Source organism: Leptospira johnsonii, assembly GCF_003112675.1.
In the GTDB taxonomy this organism is placed as follows: domain Bacteria; phylum Spirochaetota; class Leptospiria; order Leptospirales; family Leptospiraceae; genus Leptospira_B; species Leptospira_B johnsonii.
Genome location: NZ_BFAY01000010.1, coordinates 43910 through 66791, shown reverse-complemented (window position 1 = coordinate 66791; position 22882 = coordinate 43910). Strand labels below are relative to the sequence as shown.

General features: G+C 40.9%; 24 protein-coding genes. 15 read left to right on the top strand and 9 right to left on the bottom strand.

Translation table 11 applies throughout. The features are described from left to right. The 5 genes from LPTSP_RS08795 to LPTSP_RS08775 form a co-directional block, all read right to left on the bottom strand. Nucleotides 1-1176, bottom strand: a 1176-nt coding sequence (locus LPTSP_RS08795) for an MCP four helix bundle domain-containing protein (RefSeq protein WP_174704451.1), incomplete at its 3' end; no start/stop codon positions are given. A gap of 33 nt (nt 1177-1209) precedes the next feature. Then, on the bottom strand, nt 1210-3240 hold the full coding sequence (locus tag LPTSP_RS08790; protein WP_108928444.1) for a chemotaxis protein CheA: 2031 nt from the start codon (nt 3238-3240) through the stop codon (nt 1210-1212). Beyond that, a complete protein-coding gene (locus tag LPTSP_RS08785; protein ID WP_167396429.1) occupies nt 3230-3535 on the bottom strand; it encodes an STAS domain-containing protein in 306 nt (101 codons plus the stop codon). The genes LPTSP_RS08790 and LPTSP_RS08785 overlap by 11 nt, the downstream gene beginning before the upstream one ends. A 30-nt stretch (nt 3536-3565) precedes the next feature. Then, complete coding sequence (locus tag LPTSP_RS08780) at nt 3566-3928, bottom strand: response regulator (RefSeq protein ID WP_108928442.1); 363 nt, start codon at nt 3926-3928, stop codon at nt 3566-3568. Nucleotides 3929-4539: 611 nt separating this feature from the next. Further along, entirely contained in the window at nt 4540-5808 is a 1269-nt protein-coding gene (locus LPTSP_RS08775; RefSeq protein ID WP_108928441.1) for an ATP-binding response regulator, read from the bottom strand. A 354-nt stretch (nt 5809-6162) separates the two neighbouring features. Between LPTSP_RS08775 and LPTSP_RS08770 the strand changes: the two genes are divergently transcribed. Continuing rightward, on the top strand, nt 6163-6549 hold the full coding sequence (locus LPTSP_RS08770; protein ID WP_108928440.1) for a DUF1304 domain-containing protein: 387 nt from the start codon (nt 6163-6165) through the stop codon (nt 6547-6549). Between the two features lie 335 nt (nt 6550-6884). Next, the gene (locus LPTSP_RS08765; protein WP_108928439.1) at nt 6885-9434 is read left to right on the top strand and encodes a SpoIIE family protein phosphatase; all 2550 of its coding nucleotides are present in this window, start codon (nt 6885-6887) and stop codon (nt 9432-9434) included. Here the strand turns inward: LPTSP_RS08765 and LPTSP_RS08760 are convergent. The 4 genes from LPTSP_RS08760 to LPTSP_RS08745 form a co-directional block, all read right to left on the bottom strand. Further along, nucleotides 9418-11031 carry a HEAT repeat domain-containing protein gene (locus LPTSP_RS08760; RefSeq protein WP_108928438.1) on the bottom strand — a complete coding sequence of 538 codons (1614 nt, stop codon included), beginning with the start codon at nt 11029-11031 and terminating at the stop codon, nt 9418-9420. The two genes, LPTSP_RS08765 and LPTSP_RS08760, sit on opposite strands and share 17 nt — an antisense overlap. Next, nucleotides 11028-11708 (bottom strand): hypothetical protein, encoded by a 681-nt coding sequence (locus tag LPTSP_RS08755; protein WP_108928437.1) that lies wholly within the window; start codon nt 11706-11708, stop codon nt 11028-11030. Before LPTSP_RS08755 ends, LPTSP_RS08760 begins: the two co-directional genes overlap by 4 nt. 84 nt (nt 11709-11792) lie before the next feature. Next, nucleotides 11793-13067 carry a hypothetical protein gene (locus LPTSP_RS08750; RefSeq protein WP_108928436.1) on the bottom strand — a complete coding sequence of 425 codons (1275 nt, stop codon included), beginning with the start codon at nt 13065-13067 and terminating at the stop codon, nt 11793-11795. A gap of 307 nt (nt 13068-13374) precedes the next feature. After that, nucleotides 13375-13854 (bottom strand): hypothetical protein, encoded by a 480-nt coding sequence (locus LPTSP_RS08745; RefSeq protein WP_108928435.1) that lies wholly within the window; start codon nt 13852-13854, stop codon nt 13375-13377. Nucleotides 13855-13957: 103 nt separating this feature from the next. Here LPTSP_RS08745 and LPTSP_RS08740 point away from each other — a divergent pair, with 103 nt between their 5' ends. From LPTSP_RS08740 to frr, 13 genes are read left to right on the top strand one after another with little or no spacing between them, the layout of a single operon-like run. Then, nucleotides 13958-15139 (top strand): MFS transporter, encoded by a 1182-nt coding sequence (locus LPTSP_RS08740; RefSeq protein ID WP_108928434.1) that lies wholly within the window; start codon nt 13958-13960, stop codon nt 15137-15139. 40 nt (nt 15140-15179) lie between these two features. Beyond that, nucleotides 15180-16064 (top strand): 4-hydroxy-tetrahydrodipicolinate synthase, encoded by an 885-nt coding sequence (gene dapA / locus LPTSP_RS08735; protein WP_108928433.1) that lies wholly within the window; start codon nt 15180-15182, stop codon nt 16062-16064. A 10-nt stretch (nt 16065-16074) separates the two neighbouring features. Next, the gene (dapB, locus tag LPTSP_RS08730) at nt 16075-16881 is read left to right on the top strand and encodes a 4-hydroxy-tetrahydrodipicolinate reductase (protein ID WP_108928432.1); all 807 of its coding nucleotides are present in this window, start codon (nt 16075-16077) and stop codon (nt 16879-16881) included. A 10-nt stretch (nt 16882-16891) separates the two neighbouring features. Beyond that, complete coding sequence (cdaA, locus tag LPTSP_RS08725; protein ID WP_108928431.1) at nt 16892-17725, top strand: diadenylate cyclase CdaA; 834 nt, start codon at nt 16892-16894, stop codon at nt 17723-17725. Further along, nucleotides 17718-18782, top strand: a complete 1065-nt coding sequence (locus LPTSP_RS08720) for a YbbR-like domain-containing protein (RefSeq protein ID WP_108928430.1) — start codon at nt 17718-17720, stop codon at nt 18780-18782. Before cdaA ends, LPTSP_RS08720 begins: the two co-directional genes overlap by 8 nt. After that, the gene (gene acpS, locus LPTSP_RS08715; RefSeq protein ID WP_108928429.1) at nt 18779-19159 is read left to right on the top strand and encodes a holo-ACP synthase; all 381 of its coding nucleotides are present in this window, start codon (nt 18779-18781) and stop codon (nt 19157-19159) included. The genes LPTSP_RS08720 and acpS overlap by 4 nt, the downstream gene beginning before the upstream one ends. Before the next feature lie 6 nt (nt 19160-19165). Next, entirely contained in the window at nt 19166-19387 is a 222-nt protein-coding gene (locus tag LPTSP_RS08710; protein ID WP_100768838.1) for a tetratricopeptide repeat protein, read from the top strand. Nucleotides 19388-19396: 9 nt separating this feature from the next. Continuing rightward, nucleotides 19397-19780: a bactofilin family protein gene (locus tag LPTSP_RS08705; RefSeq protein WP_100709399.1), complete on the top strand. Its 384-nt coding sequence runs from the start codon at nt 19397-19399 to the stop codon at nt 19778-19780. Between the two features lie 22 nt (nt 19781-19802). After that, a complete protein-coding gene (locus LPTSP_RS08700; protein ID WP_174704450.1) occupies nt 19803-20063 on the top strand; it encodes a hypothetical protein in 261 nt (86 codons plus the stop codon). 7 nt (nt 20064-20070) lie between these two features. Further along, entirely contained in the window at nt 20071-20970 is a 900-nt protein-coding gene (gene rpsB / locus LPTSP_RS08695; RefSeq protein ID WP_108928428.1) for a 30S ribosomal protein S2, read from the top strand. Nucleotides 20971-20981: 11 nt separating this feature from the next. Continuing rightward, on the top strand, nt 20982-21581 hold the full coding sequence (tsf, locus tag LPTSP_RS08690; RefSeq protein ID WP_108928427.1) for a translation elongation factor Ts: 600 nt from the start codon (nt 20982-20984) through the stop codon (nt 21579-21581). A gap of 3 nt (nt 21582-21584) precedes the next feature. Further along, on the top strand, nt 21585-22337 hold the full coding sequence (gene pyrH / locus LPTSP_RS08685; RefSeq protein WP_100768834.1) for a UMP kinase: 753 nt from the start codon (nt 21585-21587) through the stop codon (nt 22335-22337). Next, nucleotides 22327-22881 (top strand): ribosome recycling factor, encoded by a 555-nt coding sequence (gene frr, locus LPTSP_RS08680; RefSeq protein WP_108928426.1) that lies wholly within the window; start codon nt 22327-22329, stop codon nt 22879-22881. Before pyrH ends, frr begins: the two co-directional genes overlap by 11 nt. Nucleotide 22882: the final 1 nt, after the last annotated feature.

Sequence of the window (22882 nt, the reverse complement as noted above, 5' to 3'; positions counted from 1 at the left end):
TTTTTTCTTAACTGCGATATGGGAGAAAACCATATCATTGATTCCTTCTGACATGGTTTTGAAAACTCCTTTGAACTTGGAGCTATCTATCTTAACGTCAATGTCTCCGGCTTCATGTTCCTTGGACATTTTTGTCATCTCGGCTACTAGGCCTTTGATATTTGTTCTAACTTGATCGATAGTTTCGTTTATGAACTGCTTCTTACCAGGAAGTTTTTCGATGTCAGCATCCATATTTCCTTCGCCGAACTGTTTGAAACACTCCATCGCTTTTTTCTTAACTGCGATATGGGAGAAAACCATATCATTGATCCCTTCCGACATGGTTTTGAAGACACCTTTGAACTTGGAGCTATCTATCTTAACATCAATGTCTCCGGCTTCATGTTCCTTGGACATTTTTGTCATCTCAAACATCAGGTCTTTTAGAGAGGTTTGGAGGACGGATAATTGTAATAGTAGACCGCTTTGATCCAAATGATCCATGTCGATCTCGCTAGACAAATCTCCTGAGGCGATTTTTTTCGTAATCTTTGAGAGAAGAGAATAATCTCCACCTAATTGTTGGCGGATCTGTATTCCGATCCTCCAGCTTAACATGGCGAATAACGTTATAATTCCTAAGGAGAATATGATCAATAATATGGAAACCGTTAAAACGGAAGACTCGGTCTCTATTCCTTTTTGTTTAAAGGAGGCAGCCGCGTAATCTAGTCTATTTTTCAAAGAGGAAAGAAACTTCTTCGCAGCTATTTCTTCCTTTGCTCTGAATTCACTTTCTTCCAAACTAATTGCGTTTTCTAAAAGGATCCCGTTCGCAAAGGTCTGTAAATAGTCTTCGGAAGCCGATTTCACGGACGAAATTAGTTCTGCTTCCTTTTTATCGAAAACTTGATCGGAGTTTTCGGATAAGATAGAAGAGATTGTTTCCCGATCCTTTTTGATTTGGGATATGATTTCCGATCGGCGATTCGGATCCGTATTCGAGTAATTTTCTCGAACAAGGGATCTTAAATCAGAAAAAGAAGCGGATACATTTTCCCAATTAGAAGAAGAGATTGAACCACTTCCATCTTTATGTATCTGATTCATCTGGTAGATGGAAAGTCCATCTATTAGCCCAAGACCGACTAACCCTATTAAAATGATTGCAAGTAACTTCTGTGCAATGCTCATATTTTCCTCCGACTCCCGGATGGGACGTCAATATTATTTCGAAGCCCCCGAGAGGCTGGTGATTTGCAGATTCAGTTCATTATGTAGTATTTTTTCGTTGTTTATCCTTACTCTGGAAAGCAACGTTGTAGTATCTATAATCATTGCCACGGAACCGTCCCCCATGAGAGCGAATCCGCTGACGCCTTGTGTATCTTCGAAAAGACCGCCTAACGGTTTAATGACGGAATGGATCCTACCTAAAAGTTCGTTAACGATCAATCCGGCTTGGAGATTTCCAGAGTTAACTATGACTAGGTTCCTTCTTCCTTCCGTTCCTTTCGGTTCTCCGAACCAATCGTTCATGTCTACGCAAGGCAGGATCTTATCTCGAACTTTTATATAATTCTGTTCTCCGACTAGGGATTCCTGAGGATGGAACTCCATACATTCCTTCACCATATCCAAAGGGATCGCATATTTGTTTTTTCCGATCCTCAAAAGGAATCCGTCTATATTCGCGAGAGTAAGCGGGAGTATGATCTTAAATGTAGTTCCTTTTCCTTTTTCGGAGCTGATCTCTATTCTTCCTCTTAAGGATTCTACATTCTTTTTTACCACATCCAGTCCAACACCTCTTCCTGAAAGTTCGGTTACGCTTGCGGCTGTGGAGAACCCAGGTTCGAATAAAAGTGAGTAGATCTGTTCTTCGTTAATTGCATCTCCTTCTTTATATAAACCTTTTTCTTTTGCCCTATTAAGGACTGCTGCAGGGTCTATTCCTTTTCCGTCATCCGATATCTCTATAAGGACCTCGCCAGCCTTATGAGAAGCGGCTAATATTATTAATGCTTCGGAAGGTTTTCCTAAATTGATTCTTTCTTCTTCGGAGGATTCGATCCCATGATCTATTGAATTGCGGACCATATGCGTTAATGGATCGACTAGGTTGTCTATTAAGTTTTTATCAAGTTCTGTTTCTCCGCCCCTAATTTCCAAGCGGATGGATTTACCTGTTTGTTTTCCTAATTCGAAAACTACCCTGGAATACCTGCTAAATAAAGTTTGCACAGGGACCATTCTCAGTTTTAAACTGTTGGAACGTATTTCCTCTAAGAGACGAGACATCCTATGGGTGAGTTCTTCTAAGAATTCGTCTTTCAGTCCTAAAGCTATCTGTTGAAGAGCGGAAGAGATAACTACCACTTCTCCCACTTGATCTACGACTAAGTCTAATTTATCCGCATCGACTCGTATACTTCTGGAAGCCGAAGTCTTATTTTTGGATCCGGTTTCTGATTTTTCCTGAAATCCATTTTTAGAGGTGATTCCATTTTGATAGGCCTGAATACTCGAAGAAGGATCTGATGCGGACTCGAGTTGGACCTGCATATCGGAACCTGCGAATTCGAAGGATTCTAAAATCTCTTCCTTCGTAAGTTCAGATTTGTAAACGGCTTCTATATCGAAAAAGCAGCCAGTAGCTTCCAGATCGGAAAATTTAGGGATCCTTTCTTCATCTAATTTGATCTCGCTTAGTTCGCCTTTTTCCGAAAGATACCTGAGAAAAGGGTAGGGATCTAATCCGTTAACGAATAGATTATTACCGCAGGAAATATGGAGTTTCCAGGTCTTGGATCCGTTATTATTCGAAACTTTGTCGGAAGCTTTCTGCTCCGATTGAAAAGAATTGGGACTATGTTTAGAAAGGTTGAAGATCAGATTTTCACCTTCTTTTAGGACCTCTTCGCTCTCGAATTCTCCTGATTCGAAAGTATCTAATCGGAGAAATAAATGGTCCTTACATAGTAGAATTATCTGAATCAGATCGCTAGACGGTTCCAGGCTACCTGCGCGGACCTTATCTAAAGTTTCTTCTAAAAAATGCACGAAGTCTGCGATTTTAGAGAAATCGTACATTCCAGCGGTTCCTTTAATTGTATGAACCGATCTAAATAGCGAATTCAATATCTCCTTTTCGCGGTTTCCTTCTCCGATTTTAACTAAGTCTCTTTCCAGAGATTCGAGCATATCCCTGGTTTCGGACACAAAATCAGTGAAGCCTGGTTTTTCCCTAGGATCCATGATTTATTCCTTCGTTCGTTGAAATGCGAGATCCTAATAGAAAGTCTTTATTATAAAATCTTACTATTCTTTCCACGGATTCCGAAGGGGAAACTACAACCAGTGTGCTTCCCTTTGCTTCTAGTTCCTTTTGGATAGAAAGTAAAAATTGTAAAGAGGATGTGTCGAACTCGCTTATTTCTGAAAGATCCAAACTAAGATCGGTGTCAGTGTACGGTATAAGCCGGGAGCGTATTGCCGCTAACTTACGGGCTCTCAATTCTCCCTTAATTTTGATTTTATTTTTACGGTTCATATCCATCGTGAAAAAGAGTTGGTCTGTTCCTTATACCACTAATTTGGAGACGGAAGAAAGTAATTGGTCCATACTGAACGGCTTTGTGATCCAGGCACGGATCCCTTGAGCGACCAACTTATCCTTCATAGCTGTTTGGGATTCGGTTGTTAGCATAACGATAGGAAGGAACTGATAGTTACCGGTTGATTTGAGTTTTTCGACGAATTCAACTCCGTCCATGATGGGCATATTCACATCGCAAACGACCAGTTTGAGATCGGGGTTTAACAATTCTAGACCTTGTGCACCGTTCTCGGCTTCTAATACTTCATACCCTTTTGATTCAAGGGTCACCTTCACTAATTTTCTCTGAGCAGGAGAATCATCTATAATCAATATTTTTTTGGACATAAAATATACACCTCATCCGAAATAGATTTCACACATCCGATATATGTTAATCGAATTATAAATTCTTTATGTAGTAGGATCTTATTTCAGATTTTATTTAGGAAAAGATTGTTGCTTAACTTTCCTGAATGAAATAGGACGATGAAGGAATGAAAATCATTCAATAAATTTCGTTTGATAAGAATAAATATTTTTAGAACGAATTTTTATAAAACGGTCCTGATGATACATGTAGTCGCGTGCAGCTTTCTTTTCTGATCAGGAACAGGTAAGATAGAATGCAGCGTTTGAAGTTCATTGCGTGTCAAATAAGGCAAAATCCTTCTGAGAATTTGTTAATTTATACGTTAGATTTATCCCTTCTGAGGTAGGATTGTTCGGAAAGTACGCTCTATCCTTTTAGTATACGTTAGTTATTCTATCGTACGAAATATATTTCCTAAGTGGTTATTTAGTTTTATATAAAATCTTTTGATATATTCGGATCGTAGGTAAACGTTTTGAAATAGTTCTATCTATACTGGAAACATTTTTCGTATAATTTGATTTTTCTGACGAAGCAATATAAGGAATTCTGGAGGGACCGCGTTGTATTATTGATTTAACGCGTTCTAATCTACGATGGGTAGAGAAACTGTGGCGAGCACCACTTCTATAGGTTTTTCTCCGATAGAATGATCTATCACGTTGTGTATGCTAAAAATTCCGCCATGTTTTTTTATTACGAAGTCAACTATCGTCAGTCCTAAACCGGTGAAATATTCCTCATCTTCCAAATTCTCATGCACAAAGCCCGCAAGTCGATAGAATGGTTGTTTGACCATTAGCTCCTTGTTCTTAGGAATGCCAGGGACCGATTGTGGATCGAATTCGTTTTTCATATTGATGTTCAAGTATCCTCCTGAGGCGGAGATGTATACGTTTATAACCGAATTATTGGAAGAATATTTCAAAGAGTTGATCAATAGCTCGTTGAATGTTCGATTCAGTGAGTCTATATCTGCGTTTATATGGTATCCGTTCGAAGGAAGGGAAATTTGCGGGATCGTTACATTCTTCTTTTGTTTATACTGTTCGTTGGAACTCTCTAATCTTAATCTTGATTTTTCCAATAGATGATGTATCTGGGTGCTATTTATTTTTTGAAAAGAATTTTGAAAGTTCTTATTCAGTATCTCTAGACTTTTTTCGAGAGAAAGAAGTCCCTTTTTCGTATAATATATATTCTCAAAGAGTAATTCGACTATATCAGATGAAAAATTGTAGGTAGTTTCTTCCTTCTTGGCGCTAGCTTGGAGCATTTCTACAATACTGACAATCGCTCCGAATCCTCCTCCACTAAAGAAACTTTGTTTTAGATTATTGAGTGTACTTTTGGAAAGATCAATATTCTTTTCCAGATCTGTCAGCCAGGATTGTTTGTATAAGATCCAATTTAATTGAGCCTTAAGACGTTCTTCGTTTTCCTGTATCAGGATCCTTTCGCTTTCTTTTAAGCGTATGTATTCGGAGATTCTATCCAGCACTTGGTATAATCTTTCTCTATCGATCGGTTTGATAAGATAATCGAAAATACCCAACTTCATCACTTCTATGATAATCTCTGGAACGTCGTTCCCGGAAACTACGATGAACAAGGACTCCGGCTTCTTTTCTTTTATCTGCTTGATAAAATCGAATCCGTTCATGACAGGCATTTCCAGATCCACCAAATATAGGGAATAGTCCTTTTTTTCAGCCATTTCACAGCCGACTTTCCCGTCAGCAGCCGTGTCAGCTTCGACTCCGAAACTTTTGGCTAATCTTACGATCAGATCTCGATTTTCCTCCTGATCCTCTATGATTAAAATCGGATTATGTAGGTTTAATCTCAATGCCATGGGTAAAACAGATCACGTTTTATATATTTTGCATATAGGAAAGCTCTAATCTAATAAATTGGACTTTCGTTTTGCGTGCCTATTGAAATAAATTTCCTGAACTTTGTAAAGATGAAAATATGGACCATTTTTTCTTTAATAAGGAATAAGTAATGAATAAGACGTTTCATTAATTACGTTATTTGTTTCTTTAGTCAGACGAAAACAGAGGAAAATCGGATACGATCTCATGCGCGGAAAGCTATTCCTTGGACGCTCTTTATCGAACGAATGTTAATTTAAATAAGATTCCTCTTTACAAAAAAGAATACCGCATTAAAACTCCCCCGGGTTTATATCCAGGGAGAGAATTGAATGATTTTAGCGGCAAGAATTTTAGCCGGGATCGTTGGCTTATTACATGTTTGGATTTTCATCATGGAAAGTGTGTTATGGATGCGTCCACGTATTCACCGAAGATTCGGAGTAACGGATACAAAATCGGCTGAAGCAATGAAGGCTGTCTTTTTGAACCAAGGTTTTTATAATTTATTTCTTGCGATCGGTGCATTATACGGAGCGATCTTTTTCGAGATCCACCCTGGTTATGCTCCTGCAATCTTGACATTCTCTTGTCTTTCCGTTTTTGGAGCAGGTCTTGTATTATTAGTTTCTAAGCCTGCGATGGCAAGAGCTGCGATCATCCAAGGACTTCCTCCTTTGATTGCAGTTGTTCTGTATTTTATTTCCTGCAACGGATAAAATTTTACGATAGATTCGCTCGAAAATTCTTAAGGAGTTCTTGGGATTTTTTGGGCGAAACTATTTTAATCCTTGAGGGGGGAATCTTACGGAATGTAGATTCCGAAACTAATACACATAGTTGTAATCTATCTCCCGAAAATGTACTTGTGGGAATTGTATAAAATCAGAATTTTAAGCTAACGTCCGCAAGTCGAAAAATATAAGCTCGCATCCGAAAATCCCGAACATCGTTCTTTATTTCTGTTATTTATTAAGCCTAAAGTCGGTTTAGATTTTATAGATATAAGAGGATGTAGATTTGAAATCCAATTTTTCAATCCAAGGAAAATCTGATGCAGATCCGTTCCGCAATTGTCCTAATATCCATTCTAATTCTTCCAAACGTACTTCTCTCTGAAGAGATCCAAAAGATCTCATCTTTCGATTCAATTGTCAGCTTAAATTCCACAGACACCCATACTTGGGAAATTACGGAAGAAGTTCTGGATCCAAAACAATTCTCTTTTTCATATTTAAATGGAGAAGATCCGGGGATCAAAACAAATCCATACAAAGCCCCGGGTGTATATAGAGTTTCTCAAGAATCGATACATAAAGTTTATATAATTAAGAAATTTATTGCTCCCGAAACTTGGAAGGCGGCCGGGATCTCTGTTCGTTTAGGAACCTTGACGGATAAGGATAAAACATATCTGAACGGGGAACTGATCGGAGAAACAGGGGACATGAATTCTTCTGAGCCACAAGCATATGATAGAATCAGAATATATTCCATTCCACCTGGGCTGATCCGAGGTGGGAAGGAGAATATACTGGTACTGGAAGTGAAAAAGTTTTTTCATCCGGAAGCTGGAATAGAGCAAGACAGAACTGAGATCGGTGACACTCGTCTGATCCAAGGAAATTATTATAGAGCGGAATATACCAAAATCGCGCTATTGATGATCTATCTCACCGTAGGAGGATATTTTCTATTTTTATTTATAAGAAGAAGGACGGATACCGAAAACCTGTATTTCGGACTCTTTACTATCTTTCTAGTAATATATCAATTTCTCAGAAACCAGATCAAATACGAGCTGGGAATTCCGTTCTTATATATGAAAAAGACGGAATATATTATTCTTACTTCTCTTATTCCTATTTTCACAAATTTTATTCGATCTTATTTTAAATTTCCAAGAGGAAGGCTGATCAATGGATTGGATGTAATTTACGGGATTTTTATACTCTTCTATCTTATTTCGAATAATATACTTTTATACAATAAGCTAAATAGTTCCGCGGTGCAGCTTGGCTGGGCGGCTTATATTGTTCTGATCTTTTATTATTTGATCCGTAAGATCAGAACGAAAGATAGGGATGCATTACTCATCTTGCTCGGAGTTTTTGTCGTAGTCTTGTCTACGATTTTGGATACGATGTCCAATCGGAACCTGTTTGTTTTTCCTAGGACTGTGGGTTACGCATTCTTTTTCTTTATAATCAGTATTGCCACCATCCTCGCTAACAAATTCGTACGATTGAACGAGGAAGTAGAAGAACTGAATGAACATCTGGAAAATAAGGTGGAAGAAAGAACCCAAGAGTTGAACGAGTCCCTATCAAATATTAACAAACTGAAGACACAACAAGATGGAGATTATTTTTTAACTTCTCTACTGATTCGTCCGTTGTTTACGAACAATACTGAAAGTCCTTCATTGAAGATAGATTTCTTTTCCAAACAGAAAAAGTCTATTTTGTTCAAAGAGAAACATTATGAAATAGGTGGGGATATTAGTATCTCCGGAAATATTGCCATCCAAGGTGAACAATACACAGTATTTGTAAACGGAGACGCGATGGGAAAATCCATCCAAGGAGCGGGTGGGGCACTTGTGATGGGAACAGTTTTCAGGTCCCTATTGACCAGGACTAATCGAAACGGCGGATATTCGAGACCTCCTGAATCCTGGCTAAAAGAATCCTTTCTAGAGCTCCAAAGTATTTTTGAATCCTTTGATGGTTCCATGTATATTTCCGTAGTGATCGGTTTGTTGAATGAAAGAACCGGAGCACTTTATTATATCAACGCAGAACATCCTTGGCCAGTATTGTATAGAGATGGAGCTGCAGGATTTTTGGAAAATGAACTTACATTACGTAAGATAGGTATTCCAGGAAACGAGGAGAACTTCTTCGTAAAATTTTTTCAATTAAGGAAGCATGATATACTCATATTGGGTTCGGATGGTAAGGACGATGTATTGCTTGGAAACGACGAAAGAGGTAGGATTGTAAACGAGGACGAAACCAAATTTTTAAGAACTGTAGAAGAATCGAATGCAGATCTAAAAGGAATATACGAAAGAACTCTGAAATTTGGAGAATTGACAGACGATTTTACTCTATTGAAATTAGAATATCTAGTAGATCCCCAAGTAAAAAACGAAATTTCTCTGAATGAGGTATTAGAACAGGCTAATACCCTCTATAAGAAAAAATCCTATTCTCCTATCGTCGATTATTTGAATGAATACAAAATAATTTTCTCAGATAAGGAAGAATTCTTCATTATGCTTGGAAAATCCTATCTGAAGCTTAAAGATTTTTCTTCCGCATCTAAATCTTTCGAAAGAGCCGCGAATTTAAATCCGAATAGATTGGAATCCCAATATTACGCGTCTTATTCAAGCAAATTGAATAAGGATTTTCAAAAGGCTGAATATTTCGGAAAGATCGCTTACAAATTGGACCAGAAATATCTGAATAATTTGATCAACTTAGCGGATATTTATAAAAACTTAAACCAAACGGAAGAAGCCAAAAAATTCGCCGAAAAAGCGCTGGTGATAGATCCGAAACATCCAATTCTTTTGAAACTTACGGATGTTTTTTAGAAAAATTTAATATATACCAATTAACCCATTCGTTTTTAGAAGCGAATTTCAATCCAGTAACCGATTTTAAAGCGGAAACGATCAACTTTCTATTTCGAGATGTCGAATTCTCTTGAAGTAATCGAATTAGAACCGGCACACTTGCTGGATCTTTTTTAGCTCCTAACTGAGAGACAGCTACCTGGTGGAGATTGATATTCTCACTTTCTGCATATTTTTCCAAAATTTTTCGAGATTCCTCTCCTGGGATAGAAGTGACTGCGGCAAGCGTGATAGGAGCTAAATCCGGAAAATCTTCCGTTTTTTTATCTAAAAGAGACAAGGATTTAGGAGAAGCGATCATTCCTAAACTTTCGGAAGCGATCTTGGCAAGTTTTTGGTCGCTGGATTTGCAAGCCTCTTCTACATAAGGTAGAGCTTCTTCAGAACCTATTGCACCTAGTGACCAAACGGCTCCATATTTTGCCTCTGTTTGATCTTCTTTCAGGATTTTAACAAGGACTGGAATACTTTTTTTATCGCCAATGTATCCCAATGACTGAGCGATAATCTCTCTGTCCGGAATATTAGGGTCTAATAATGCTTTTTCAATCTCTTCTCTTGCTTTGTAGAATTTGATACGACCTAAAACATGAGAAGCCGGCGCTTTAGCTAAATTTTTACCTTTGACCAAAACTTCTAAAATTCGGGAAGAAAAACTAGGATTGGTGACTCCGATCAGAACGTCAGCCGCTCTGTATCGGATTTCTCTATCTTGGTTTTCCAAAATAGGAAGGACTAAAGGTAAAATTTTAGGATCTTTGATCTCTATGAGAGCAATGGAAGAATTTTCCCTTCCCTTATCAAAATCCGACTGCAAAGCTTTTACTAAAAGTTGAATCGACTTTTTGCTTCGGATCTTTCCTAAGGCTAAGTATGAAGCCGCTAAAGTAGGTCCAGGCTCCGAATGTGAAGCTATGTCAGTAAGATAATCTTCCGCTTCGGCAATATTCAATTTTCCTAATGCCATTGCGAATGTTTTGGCTTTGTCTGGATCCTTATTGGATTTAGCCGAGGCTAAGATGATCTTTCCGGATTGCCTTGCATCGATCCGAACCAAGGTGTCCACTGCCAATAATCGGATGCTCGCGTCTTCATGATTTAAAAGGGCAGCTACACGGTTTCCTGCCTGAGGATCTTCCATTCTTGATATGGATTCTAAAATAGTCCCTAGATCGATACCCGATTTTGGATCTAAAAAATTTAATATTTCAGGAAGAGAAGATCTATCCTTCCAGATCCCCAAAGCCAAGATTGCGGGACCTTTTGTGATCTCTTCTGAGGATCTCATCCATTCCCGAGCAATTGGGATGAATTTTTTTTCGTTTCTGGAAGCTAATTCCAAAATTGCCTGGGCTCTCGTTCTTGGATTTTGACTTTTTAGATCGGATGCCAATTGTTCTAAACTAGGACCTTCTTCTTCCTGGATTTCCGGTAAAAGGTCCGGCCGAGGAGGGCCGAAACATCCAAGAGTCAAACCGAAAACGACTACCCCTCCCATGGAGACTATAAGGAATATCATAAAAACAGAATATAATTTAAACTTCATAAATATTATCTATGGACCGATTCGGAAACTTGTCTTAATTGCTGCAATTCTTTCTGCCAAGACGCAATATCTGAATTTGCCTGAGGGATCTGAGAGGCGTCCATCCTGCCTTGTTGGATTGCATATTGGACCAATTGTATCCTGGACTCTAATTCGGAAATTTTATAAGAAAAATAAGCTTTCTGTTCTTCAGGAGTTACATTCGGATCGCTCGGACGAGTCGGGACGGATCCAGGTTGGGCGTATCTTCCTGCATTTTTAGATAATGCAAACTTAGATTCTGCAGAAGTGACTTTATCTAGTTGTTCTCTTGCTTTTTTCTCATCTTCAGAAGTGAGCTGAGGGCGAAATTCGCTTGGAATATAAATATTACGAGGATATCTTGCGGCAAAATCGACCCATTCTTCTCTGATCTTTTCTCTTTCTTCTTCCGATTTCTTTTCTCTAAAAGCGGCAGGCCAAAGTCTTTTGGCTGGACCTTCTAAATCGGGATCTTCTTCGAAAGGGTGGGGAGCATCCGGAAATTCCAAGCTGCCGCTACCGTATTTTCGATCTACGACTTCCGAAGCCTCTTCTCCTAAACTAGGAGAATTCGTTTTTCTTTCCGGCCAAAAGATAAATAGAATACAAATAATAAGAATGATTGCGCCTGAGATCCAGGGCCAATAAGAACGAAAGAATTGCATGATGATAAAATAGGAAACTTAAATTAGAAAAATTGAATTTAGATTATTTCCCGCCCTGAGTGAGCGGGAAATGTTTTCGAAATTTTAAACGAAAATTCCGATGACCCAAGAAATAAACTGACCGAACAGAGTGTCCGTCAGGAATTTTTTCAGGTCGACCGGATTACGATTTAAGGAATCGTAATACCAAGCGGTGTATTCGCTTACTTGAGGAATTGAATAACCGTATTTGGAATTGATCGCTTTGATCAGTTCGTTTGCAAAAACCGCATGACCGTACATATTCGGATGCACTCCGTCCAATCCGAATATACCAGGCTGACCAGGAAGTGGCCAGTTTGCTTTTGCATAACCTGGGCTATAACCGGAGGGACTTTTGATCAAACGGCCATTCTCTTTCAGATCATCAAAAAGAACTTTAAGATCTGCTAATGCGAATCCCATCGCAACAGCTTGAGCCTTCATTTCGTTGTTTATGGAAGTTAAGAAGTTTGTGATAGTGTTCACTTCGTTCTTATCCAAAACTTGAGAGGGATCGGAAACTGAAGAACGGAAGAATGCCTTTAAACCCGAATAGTTTACTCTTCCTTGAGGATCGTTGTAGTTTTCCAAAAACGCAATAGAAGTTACGTTTGGCACAGTGAACAGAACTCCACCCTTGATTGATCCGATTGCGGCCATTTTCGACATGGTAGAACGGATATCTCTCAGAAATCTTGCTTGGTCTAAACAATCTGTAGAAGTACTCAATGCCGTACAAAGAACATGGTTCGCAGCCGCGGTCCCAAATAAGAAGCTAGGCTTTACAGCTTGCATTACTTGCATTTGTGTTCCGGAACTTCTTAAACCAAATTGATGGAATTTGTCCGGAGATTGGCAATCTGGGACTTGCACCCAGCGATAAGTATACCAGTACCAAGTTTCCCAATACCAGTCCTTGGCCCAAGTAGTGGCATTGACATTTTCACACTGACCGGAAGTTTGTAAAACCGTAGTGTAATCCGCGCCGGTGATCCCTGCATGTGTTGGAAGTCCAACAGTAGATCCGTTTCCTCCAATAATGGAAGCAGCAATGCAGAATACCCCACAATCACCTTTGAGCACGTCTTCGAAATTTAAGTAAGGCCCTTTTAACACGTTATACGAAACGTTAGAGCCAGCTTGTTTGGAAACTAAAACCGGATAAGCCCAGTTTTGAGTTTTTTCTTCGACGGTTGCGCCATAAAAACCCTGGCTTAAGGAATCGCCGATTACTCCGGGTCTGGAAAACATCTGGGCTTGGCTTTGTGCCGAAAGCGTAGAAGCCCCCACGATTAGGAAAGTCCCGCTAAGGATTTTCCAAATGTTTCGAATGTTCATTTTTAAATTAACTCCACTCTCTATTGAAGTAGATTTCTATATTCTCTTCGAGCCAAAGCGTGGAACAGGGAACTATGAAGTCAATTTCCAAATGGAAAATAATTTTTTCTATATTGAACATTCGTAATATTACAATGAAGGAACTCCAACTGAACGCTGTTAGAATTTAACGTTTGATATAGAATTAAATTTTTGTAATATACTTGGAATATCCCTCATATAGGTGACCCAATGGCAGGCCGAGTGGTCTTTAACACTGTTCGTTTCTTGGATCTGCCACTTAAGGGCAAATTTCCACAGAACGAGTTTAGTTAGGAATGCAATCAATCACCAAACGGCTAAGAGTATGGCCCATCACGGTACAGTTAGTCGAGAGTGTCGCTGAATATCGAAAGATGGTATTGGAAGTTCTGGTCAGCACGCAGTTTGTAGGATCATCCGGTTTATGAGAGGAACCTAGATAAAGATCCAAGTCCCCATTCACAGGAAAAGTAAAAGGAGAAGCGGAAGGTACGGTTTCAATCTTAATCACATAGTTGGAAGGGAATACATCCGGAAGGTCAACATTTATGCCTTGTCCGGAAGAATTGTCCACATCACAGGAAGTGATCAATTGATTGTCTGCTGAAAACGTATCGAAGCTTACTTGAGCGAGGTTTGTTCCTGGAGTTACGTCAATATTTTGTAATATAGGAAAAAGGAATGAATTCGGGATATCTTTTGGCTCTTCTCCGCAGGCAAAAAGAAGAAGGCCAGTGACCAGGATCTCAATTTTGAATAACTTCATCTTTGGAACAACACGTCGAAAGTCGATATTTGAGCGAATTTTATCTCAGGCAAAGGCACAGATTAGGCTTGCCGGGGCAGTTGATTTTTTACAATCTTCTTACGTGATTCTTTTCTATTATCTTTCTTCTATCCTGGGTCTACTCGCGGGAAATATGTTCAATTATACCGCCATTATTCTTTCCCAAAGTATTTCCGATTCGGATACATTTTCCGGATGGGTTTTCTTCTTCGTATGTTTTCCTCTGCTGTTTTTAAGTTTCACCGCAGGAAGATTATTGGATAAATATTCCAGAAAATGGCTTCTTGCAGCGGCACAGATTTCCATGGCATGCGGTTCCGGATTCGCTGCATTGGCATTACATTTGGGTTGGATCTCTCCCGGAAAACCGTATCTTCTTCTTGTGTCTTCCGTTCTTTCCGGGATCGGACTTTCCTTTGTAATGCCTGGAAGATTTGCGATCTTGGGAGATCTATTAGAACATTCTAAAATAGGAAAACATAGTGTTTGGTTGAACACTCTTGTACTTTTTGGATATGGTCTTGCTCCTTTGGTGGCAGGGTATTTTAAGGAATACTTCTCCTTTAAATACGTTTTTATTGGTATAGGTTCCGCTTACGTTCTAAGCGTTTTCTTTTTAGTCTTGATCCCGGTCCAGATGAGAGAAAGAAGTCAAACTTCTTCCGGACCTGGGATCTCCGAGTTGGTTGCTTACTTAAAAAATTCGCCGTTAGTCTCTCAGTTCCTGTTGCTCATGGGCGCAGTGGTTCTGTTAGTCGGTCCGGTCCAGGTCCTTCTTCCTAAATATGCTAAGGAAATCATGGGATTAAGCGAGTCGATGAGAGGAGCGTTACTTTCTGCTCTTGGGATTGGGCTTGTGATAGGAGGAGGAGTAACATTTCTTCTTCATGGCTTAAAGAAGAAGGGGCATATTCTATTCGGATCTGCACTCTTCAGTTGTTTTCTATTTTCACTGATCCCTTTTCTTGCGGAAAGTTTGGTGCTGACTGTGATTTGCTTTTTCGTGTTCGGGTTTATGACCGGTGTGATCATCACTCTTATCCCGGCTGGTATCCAACAAAATACGGAAAATCATATCCGGGGAAGGATACTTTCTCTCTATAGTCTGGTTTTTCTTTTAGTGCCTGCATTCTCAGGGATATTATCCGGATTTTTCTCGGACCGGATCGGAATTCCTTCCACATTCGTTTGGTCCGGCTTTTTAGAAATGGGGGTATTAATTTACCTCAGTTGGAGAATGGATCAGATCCGCAGTCACTATTAAACGGTTGCCAAATCGCCCAGGGATCAGGAATTTATATATTATGTTTCAAGGCGTATTTACTGCCATTATTACCCCATTCCGGAACGGGAAAATAGATTATGACTCCTATTTTTCTCTTTTGGATAAACAGATCCAAGCGAGGGTAAGCGGAGTGGTGCCCTGCGGTACCACTGGCGAATCTCCCACTCTTTCCCACGAAGAACACGCGGAACTGATCCGCGAAACCGTGAAACATGTCAAAAAGCGGATTTTGGTGGTGGCGGGAACCGGTTCCAACTCTACAAGAGAGGCCGTGGAACTGACCGAAGCTGCTTGCAAGGACGGAGTGGACGGCATACTACAAGTCAATCCGTATTATAATAAACCTACCCAAGAGGGTTTGTATCTTCACTTCAAAGAGATCGCGGATCATTCTTCCGTTCCTGTGATGTTGTACAATATTCCGGGTAGAACTTCTGTAAATTTATTACCGGAAACCGTTCTTCGTCTTTCGGAACATCCTAAGATCAGATCCATGAAAGAAGCTACAGGAGACTTAGGGCAAATGTCCAAATTAATCTCTCTGGTAGGAGACAAGATGACTGTTCTTTCCGGGGACGATAACCTGACACTTCCTCTTCTTTCTTTAGGTGGAAAGGGCGTGGTGTCCGTGATCTCGAATTTATTCCCTGAAAGTTTAGTGAAGCTCGTGGAATCTTTCCAAAAAGGGGACGTGGCTAGTGCTCAAAAGATCCATTATGATTTCTTGGAACTATTCGCTTTGGCATTTATAGAAACCAATCCTATTCCGATCAAAGCAGTCATGAGTTGGAACGGATTTTGCTCGGCTGAGATACGTCTTCCTCTGACTTCTTTGAGTGCAGGTCCAGGAGCGGATCGTTTGAAAAAAACGGTTTCCGATCTCTTAGCAAAAGGTTATAAATAAGGAATTCGATTTGGCCCGCAAGAATCGTGTCGCAGTCATTGGTGCCTCGGGAAGAATGGGGAAGGCTATTATCCAAGTTCTTTCCCAATCTAAAATTTCGGAACTTTCTGCTGCGGTAGTAGGTAAAGGTTCCGTTTATTTGGGTTTGGATTCCGGTTTACATTCCGGACTCAAACAAAATGAAATTTTGTTTTCTGACGATCTTTCCAAATCCATTTCCGAATCGGATACAGTGATCGATTTTTCTATCAGAGAAGTTTTGTCGGACGTTCTATCCACCTGCAAAGAATTCAAAAAACCAGTTGTGGTCGGCACGACTGGTCTTACGGAAACTCATAAGGAATTATTAAAAGAAACTTCAAAAACGATCCCGATTGTGTATTCTCCTAATATGTCCATCGGGGTGAATCTTCTTTTTAAACTGACCGAGATCGCCGCGAAAGTGATGGGAGATCTTGCGGATATTGAGATCCAAGACATTCATCATCGTCATAAAAAGGATGCTCCTTCCGGAACAGCGGAAAAACTAAAAGCGATCCTTTTAGAAACTCTTTCCAGGACAGAGTCAAATATTGTACATGGCCGCAATGGAATTCTTCCGGAAAGAGATCCTAAAGAAATAGGGATCCATACTTTCAGAGCGGGAGAAGTGATCGGAGATCATACTGTTTATTTTTTTACTCCGGAAGAAAGGGTGGAAATTTCCCATAAGGCCCAGGATAGAAAAACATTTGCAGTTGGTTCCGTAAAAGCCGCCGAATTTTTGATCGGAAGAGAAAAAGGCCTCTACGATATGTTTTCCGTATTAGGGTTATAAGGTTCTTGGAATGGATTTTTTAAAAAACATCAGTTTATTCCAAAGTGATAAGTTCGGGATCGTGATGATCCTGGATATTCTGATCGTTAGTTTTTTAATTTATCAATTTTATTCCACCATCCGTAGAACAAGAGGGGTCCAGCTTCTTTTGGGGATCGGTTTGATCTGGGTGCTCGGGATCTTTGCCCAGACCCTGAACTTCGAACTTTTGGATTGGATCATTGATAATATCCGTCCTGCACTTGTGTTTGCGATCATAGTACTTCTACAGCCGGAACTTCGTAAGATCACCGGTGATATGGCAAGGCTAAGATTATTCCGACCTTTCCTTTTAAAAACCGCCACAGACCTGGATGAAATTGTAGAAGCCTCCAAGATCATGGCTAAAAACAAAACTGGTTCCCTAATTGCAATTGTGCGGGAGCATAGTCTAAAGGATATCGCGGAGCAGGCGGTCCAGTTGGATGCAATTCTTTCTACGAGCCTTCTTCTTACCATATTCAAAAAGAATACTGCGCTCCATGACGGTGCAGTCATTATAGAACAGAACCGTATCGCATGTGCGGGTGCATTCTTGCCGATGGCCACAAATTTGGACGATGCACGTATGGGCGCAAGGCATAGGGCAGCACTCGGGATCGCAGAAGAATCAGATGCAGTCATTGTAGTAACTTCCGAAGAGACCGGAGAAATTTCAGTCTGTCATGACGGGGAAATGATCCATCCGGTCAAACCGATCGAATTAAAAAATCTTTTGAATACAATCCTTCACGAAAAGAAAGCCGGACCGGGAAATCCGGATAAGAAGTTTGAATTGGAAGAAACAGGGGAGTCGAATGATTAAGGCCCTTCTGAACAACTGGCAGGCAAAATTAGGATCAGTCATCCTTGCCACATTATTCTATATCAATTTACAAAATTCTAAAATTCTCGTAAGAGAAGTAAACATCAAGATAGAATATCCTAAACTTAGCGGCGGTCTCATCATCGCAAAGGGATCTGACACTACCTTTCCCGTTAAGGTAGAGGGTGTGAGAGATTACGTAAACTTCTACACTCCTTCCTTAAAAGCATATATTTCTCCTACTGATCTTCATCCGGGGGAGAATATCGTAAATGTGGTCCGGTTTGGGGGAACAACTCCAGGTTTAAGAATTTCTAAAATTCCAGGAAAGGAGAAGGTCAGGATCATTGTAGAGTCCAATGTAAGTAGGACTCTTGTGCTTGAACCTAAATTCCAAGGAGACCCTCCTAAGGACTATATCAAGTCTTCTCATTTCGTTTCTCCCACTAGTCTTGTCGTTGTGGGAAATCCTTCAGAGTTCGATAAGGTGGGACGCTTGGTTAGTCTTCCTTCTATCTCCCTGAAAGATAAGACCAAAACATTCACTCAGAAATTTAAGGTTCCAGATCTTCCTGCGGGTTTGAGATTCAGGGACAATATAAAAGAAGTTTCGGTAACAGTGAATATCGTAGCAGATTCTTCTACTCCTGGAGAAAGTATAGTCCTAGGTGTTCCAGTAAAATGCCAGACCTTGGATAAAAATCTGGAAGCTGAATTTTCAGAGCAGGAAGTTTCCGTAAAACTACAATCCAGAACTCCTTTGCGAAGTATCCAGATCATCAAAGGCCTGAGTGCAAGTGTAGTATGTTCTCATAAATACGATCCCAAAACCAAAAAGATCCTTCCGGATGGTAAACCTGTGGTCGCGAAAGTCCGTTTGGAAAAAGCGCCTAGTTTAAAATCCGTTGAGATCCAGGGAGTTTTCCCTGATCGAATTTCCATTCTGTATAGGGTCCGTCCCGATATAGGTTCAGGTGGAACCGGAAGTGAAGATGGGGGAGATGGAAACTCGGATCCGGGTTCGGAAGAACCTCTGCCGGAGCCTGAGGAAGAATGAAGATCACCGTAGGGAATGATATAGTAGAAAATTCCAGGATCAGAGACTTACTCGATAGGCACGGAGAAAGATTTCTGAAACGAGTATTTTCCGAAACGGAGATCGCATACTGTTCGGGGAGAAAAGATCCTGTTCCTCATCTCAGCGGAAGATTTTGTGTAAAAGAAGCATTCATCAAGGCCATAGAGCCCGGGCATAAAGTGATCCTAGATATGAGAGAAATCGAACTTTTCGGGAAAGAATTCGGAAAAAAAGAATTGGTACTTCACGGAAAATCGAAAGAATTGTTCCTCGAGAAAGGCTATAGCGGTGTTTCCGTATCCATCAGCCATGCGGAAAATTATTCCACTGCAGTTGTCGTTCTCTATAAGGAGTGAGCTAAAATGGTCACCGAGTCTCTTAAACAAACTCTGAAATTGTACGACGAAGGTCTCGCACTGTACAAGAATAGAAAGTTCAAGGAAGCTTGGGAGCTTTTCAAAAAAGCAGTAGAGATCACTCCGAACGACGGGCCTTCTAAAAAATATATAGGACGCTGCGAAGCATTTATCGCGAATCCTCCTCCAGAAGACTGGGATGGGGTTTTCGAGATGAAAACGAAATAATCTGGTATCATGTCAAAAAAAGCCGCAACCGCATCCAAACCCAGCCGCACTGTAACCGAATTCGGGACTATTTCCACTGTTTTAGGAAGAGAAACCCATTTTTCAGGGATCCTGAACTTCAAAAAACCCTTGGAGATCTCAGGTGAGTTCCAAGGAGAAATAGAATCCGAAGGATTTCTATTAGTTAGCGAAGGAGCCAAGGTCAGGGCCAATATCAAGGCCGGAACAGTAATCGTCGGGGGAGAGATCACAGGCAATGTAATCGCTACCCAAAGGTTAGAAATGCTTCCGAGCGGAAAGGTAAACGGAAACATCAAGACCGCCAAGCTGCAGATCGCGGACGGAGTGATCTTCGAAGGCAACTGCGAGATGATCCTACCTAATAAGGATTGACCCCTCGGTCCAACCTGGAACATTGGTATCAGCCAGCCCGAAACGACCTATGGACGGCGGAAAAGCGGCAAAAATCGCATTAGCCATCTTATTAGGAACCTTGGCCGGAGCCGTAGTCGGAGTAATCATCGACAACGTTTTTGGGGTCCATATCCTCTCCGCCTACCTCTTACAAGAACCGGTTCGGCTGGAACTTTACGTAATTAAAGTCGAAGCACAAGTTACCCCTGCAAGTCTTCTTGGACTTGTGGCGACATTGTTCTTCGTACTAAAAAAGGGGTAAACAACTCATGTCAGTAATTTCCATGAAGAATTTACTGGAGACCGGAGTACACTTCGGTCACCAGACAAGAAAATGGAATCCGAAAATGGCTCCCTATGTCTTCACTGCAAGAAACGGGATCCATATCATCGACCTTCAAAAAACCGTTCAAAAAGCTAAAGAAGCTTACGACGCATTAAAGAAGGTTACTTCCGAAGGAAAAAAAGTCCTATTCGTAGGAACTAAAAAGCAAGCGAGAGGAGCTATCGAAAGAGAAGCTATCCGTTGCAGCATGTTCTTCATCAATAACCGCTGGCCGGGCGGACTTTTAACCAATTGGAATACTGTAAAAAAATCCATCGCTCGTTTGAAAAAACTAGAGGGGATGGAAACAGATAACACCTTCGAAAAAGAAGTAAAAACTAAAAAAGAAGTTTTATCTCTTCGCAGAGAGTTGGACAAACTCCGCAAAACATTGGGTGGGATCAAGGACATGACCAGCATTCCCGAAGTTCTTTTCGTGATCGATCCTAAGAAAGAAGAGATCGCTGTAAAAGAAGCTCGTAAACTTGGTCTTAAAATTTTCGCAGTTGTAGATACCAACTGTGATCCTGAATTGATCGACTATCCAATCCCAGGTAACGACGACGCGATCCGCGCGATCTCCTTATTCCTCGAAACCATGTCTAACGCGGTGATCGAAGGAACTGGAGGAGTTGTAGAACAACCTCGTTTCAGCGAAGATCTGGATTCAGAAGCACTTGCTCTGGAATATCAAGGTGAATACGACGAAAGTGGTAAGTTCATCATGGACGAGGATCCTGTCAGCCCTAAGAAAGAAGACGCTGCTGCTGCTCCAACTCCTGCAGCAACTGAGCCAGCTGCCGCTGAGCCTGCTGCGACTATTGAGATCGATAAAGGCGAGTAAGAGGGAAGAGAATGTCAGCATCTACTACCGACCTTATTAAGGAATTAAGAGACCGCACCGGTGCGGGATTGATGGATTGTAAAAAAGCTCTTCAAGAGAATAATAACGATCTAGACAAATCCGCGGATTGGCTGCGTGAAAAGGGAATCGCTAAGGCTGCGAAAAAAGCGGGCCGTATGACCAAAGAAGGAAGAACCGTTTCTTATATTCATGGAGACGGAAAGATCGGAGTTCTTTTAGAATTGAACTCAGAGACTGACTTCGTTGCGCGTAACGAGGCTTTCGAAGCTTTAGGAAAAGAAATTTGTCTACAGATCGCGGCAATGTCTCCGCTTTATGTAAGCGAAGATCAAGTTCCTGCGGAAGACATCGAGCGTGAAACCAAGGTTCTTGAAGCTCAATTGAAAGAAGAAGGTAAAAAACCGGAGCAGATCGAAAAGATCATTCCTGGAAAGATCAAAAAGTATTACTCTGAAGTATGCCTTTTGAACCAAGCCTTCATCAAGGATAACGCTAAAACCGTTGACGATCTGGTTAAGGAATCCATCGCGAAGTTCGGTGAAAACATCACCGTAGCTCGTTTTGCCCGTTTCCAGGTAGGCGGCGCATAAACCTTGTCTCAGGAAACTTCTAAGTACAAGCGAATCTTGATTAAACTCTCCGGCGAGGCTCTTGCCGGAGAGGGCGAGTTTGGGATCGACAGCAATAAAGCTCATTCTCTCGCCGAAGAAATCAAAGAAGTTCATTCTTTAGGAGTAGAGATCGCTCTAGTAGTCGGAGGGGGAAACCTGATCCGAGGAGCAAATCTCGCTAAAGTAGGAATGGACCAAGCAACCGCAGATTATATGGGGATGCTTGCTACCATCCAAAACGCACTGGCTCTACAAGATGCCTGCGAGAAAAAAGGACTCTATACTAGGGTTCAATCCGCAATCGATATCCATTCCATCGCAGAAAGTTATATTCGCCGCAGAGCGGTCCGACACTTGGAAAAGAAAAGGATCGTGATCTTTGCAGGCGGGATCGGTAACCCTTATTTTACAACGGATACCGCAGCAAGTTTAAGAGCGGTAGAAGTGGGATGCGAAGTGATCCTAAAAGCCACTAAGGTGGATGGGGTTTATGAAGCGGATCCTAAAAAAGATCCTAGCGCTAAAAGATATACTCATATTTCCTTTATGGAATCCATCAAACGTAGATTGAAAGTTATGGATTCCACTGCCCTCAGCCTCTGCATGGAAAACAATATGTCAATAATCGTATTTGACATTTTTAAGCGGGGCAATTTAAAAGATTTGGTTCTCGGGGACAAAAAAATAGGTACCCTAATTTCCAACTCGGAGGATATTCGGATCGATGGCGAATGAAGAATTAATCAACGCAATGAAGTCCAAGATGGATAAAACCGTGGAACTCCTTAAAAAGGATTTTGCGGGAGTCCGGACTGGCAGGGCCAACCCGGCATTGATCGAAGATCTTAGAGTGGAGTATTATGGAGCTCCTACACCCATCAATCAGTTGGGAAATATCTCCGCTCCGGAGCCTAGACTTCTGGTAGTTTCTCCTTATGATAAAGGGATCATGAAGGATATTGAAAAAGCGATCCAAGCTTCGGGACTAGGACTACAACCTACGAACGACGGGGTAGTTATTCGTATTATCATCCCAGAACTCACCGGCGAAAGACGTAAAGAATTGGCAAAAGTGGTCAAATCCAAATCGGAAGAGAAGAAGGTTGCTGTCAGAAACATCCGCAGGGATGCGATGGAAGATCTTAAAAAACATTCCGAAGGAATTTCCCAGGACGAATTGAAAACTCTGCAAGACCAGGTGCAAAAAATTACGGATTCTTATATAGAGAAAATATCCGCAGTTACCGCTGAAAAAGAGAAGGAAATCACTACGGTCTAAG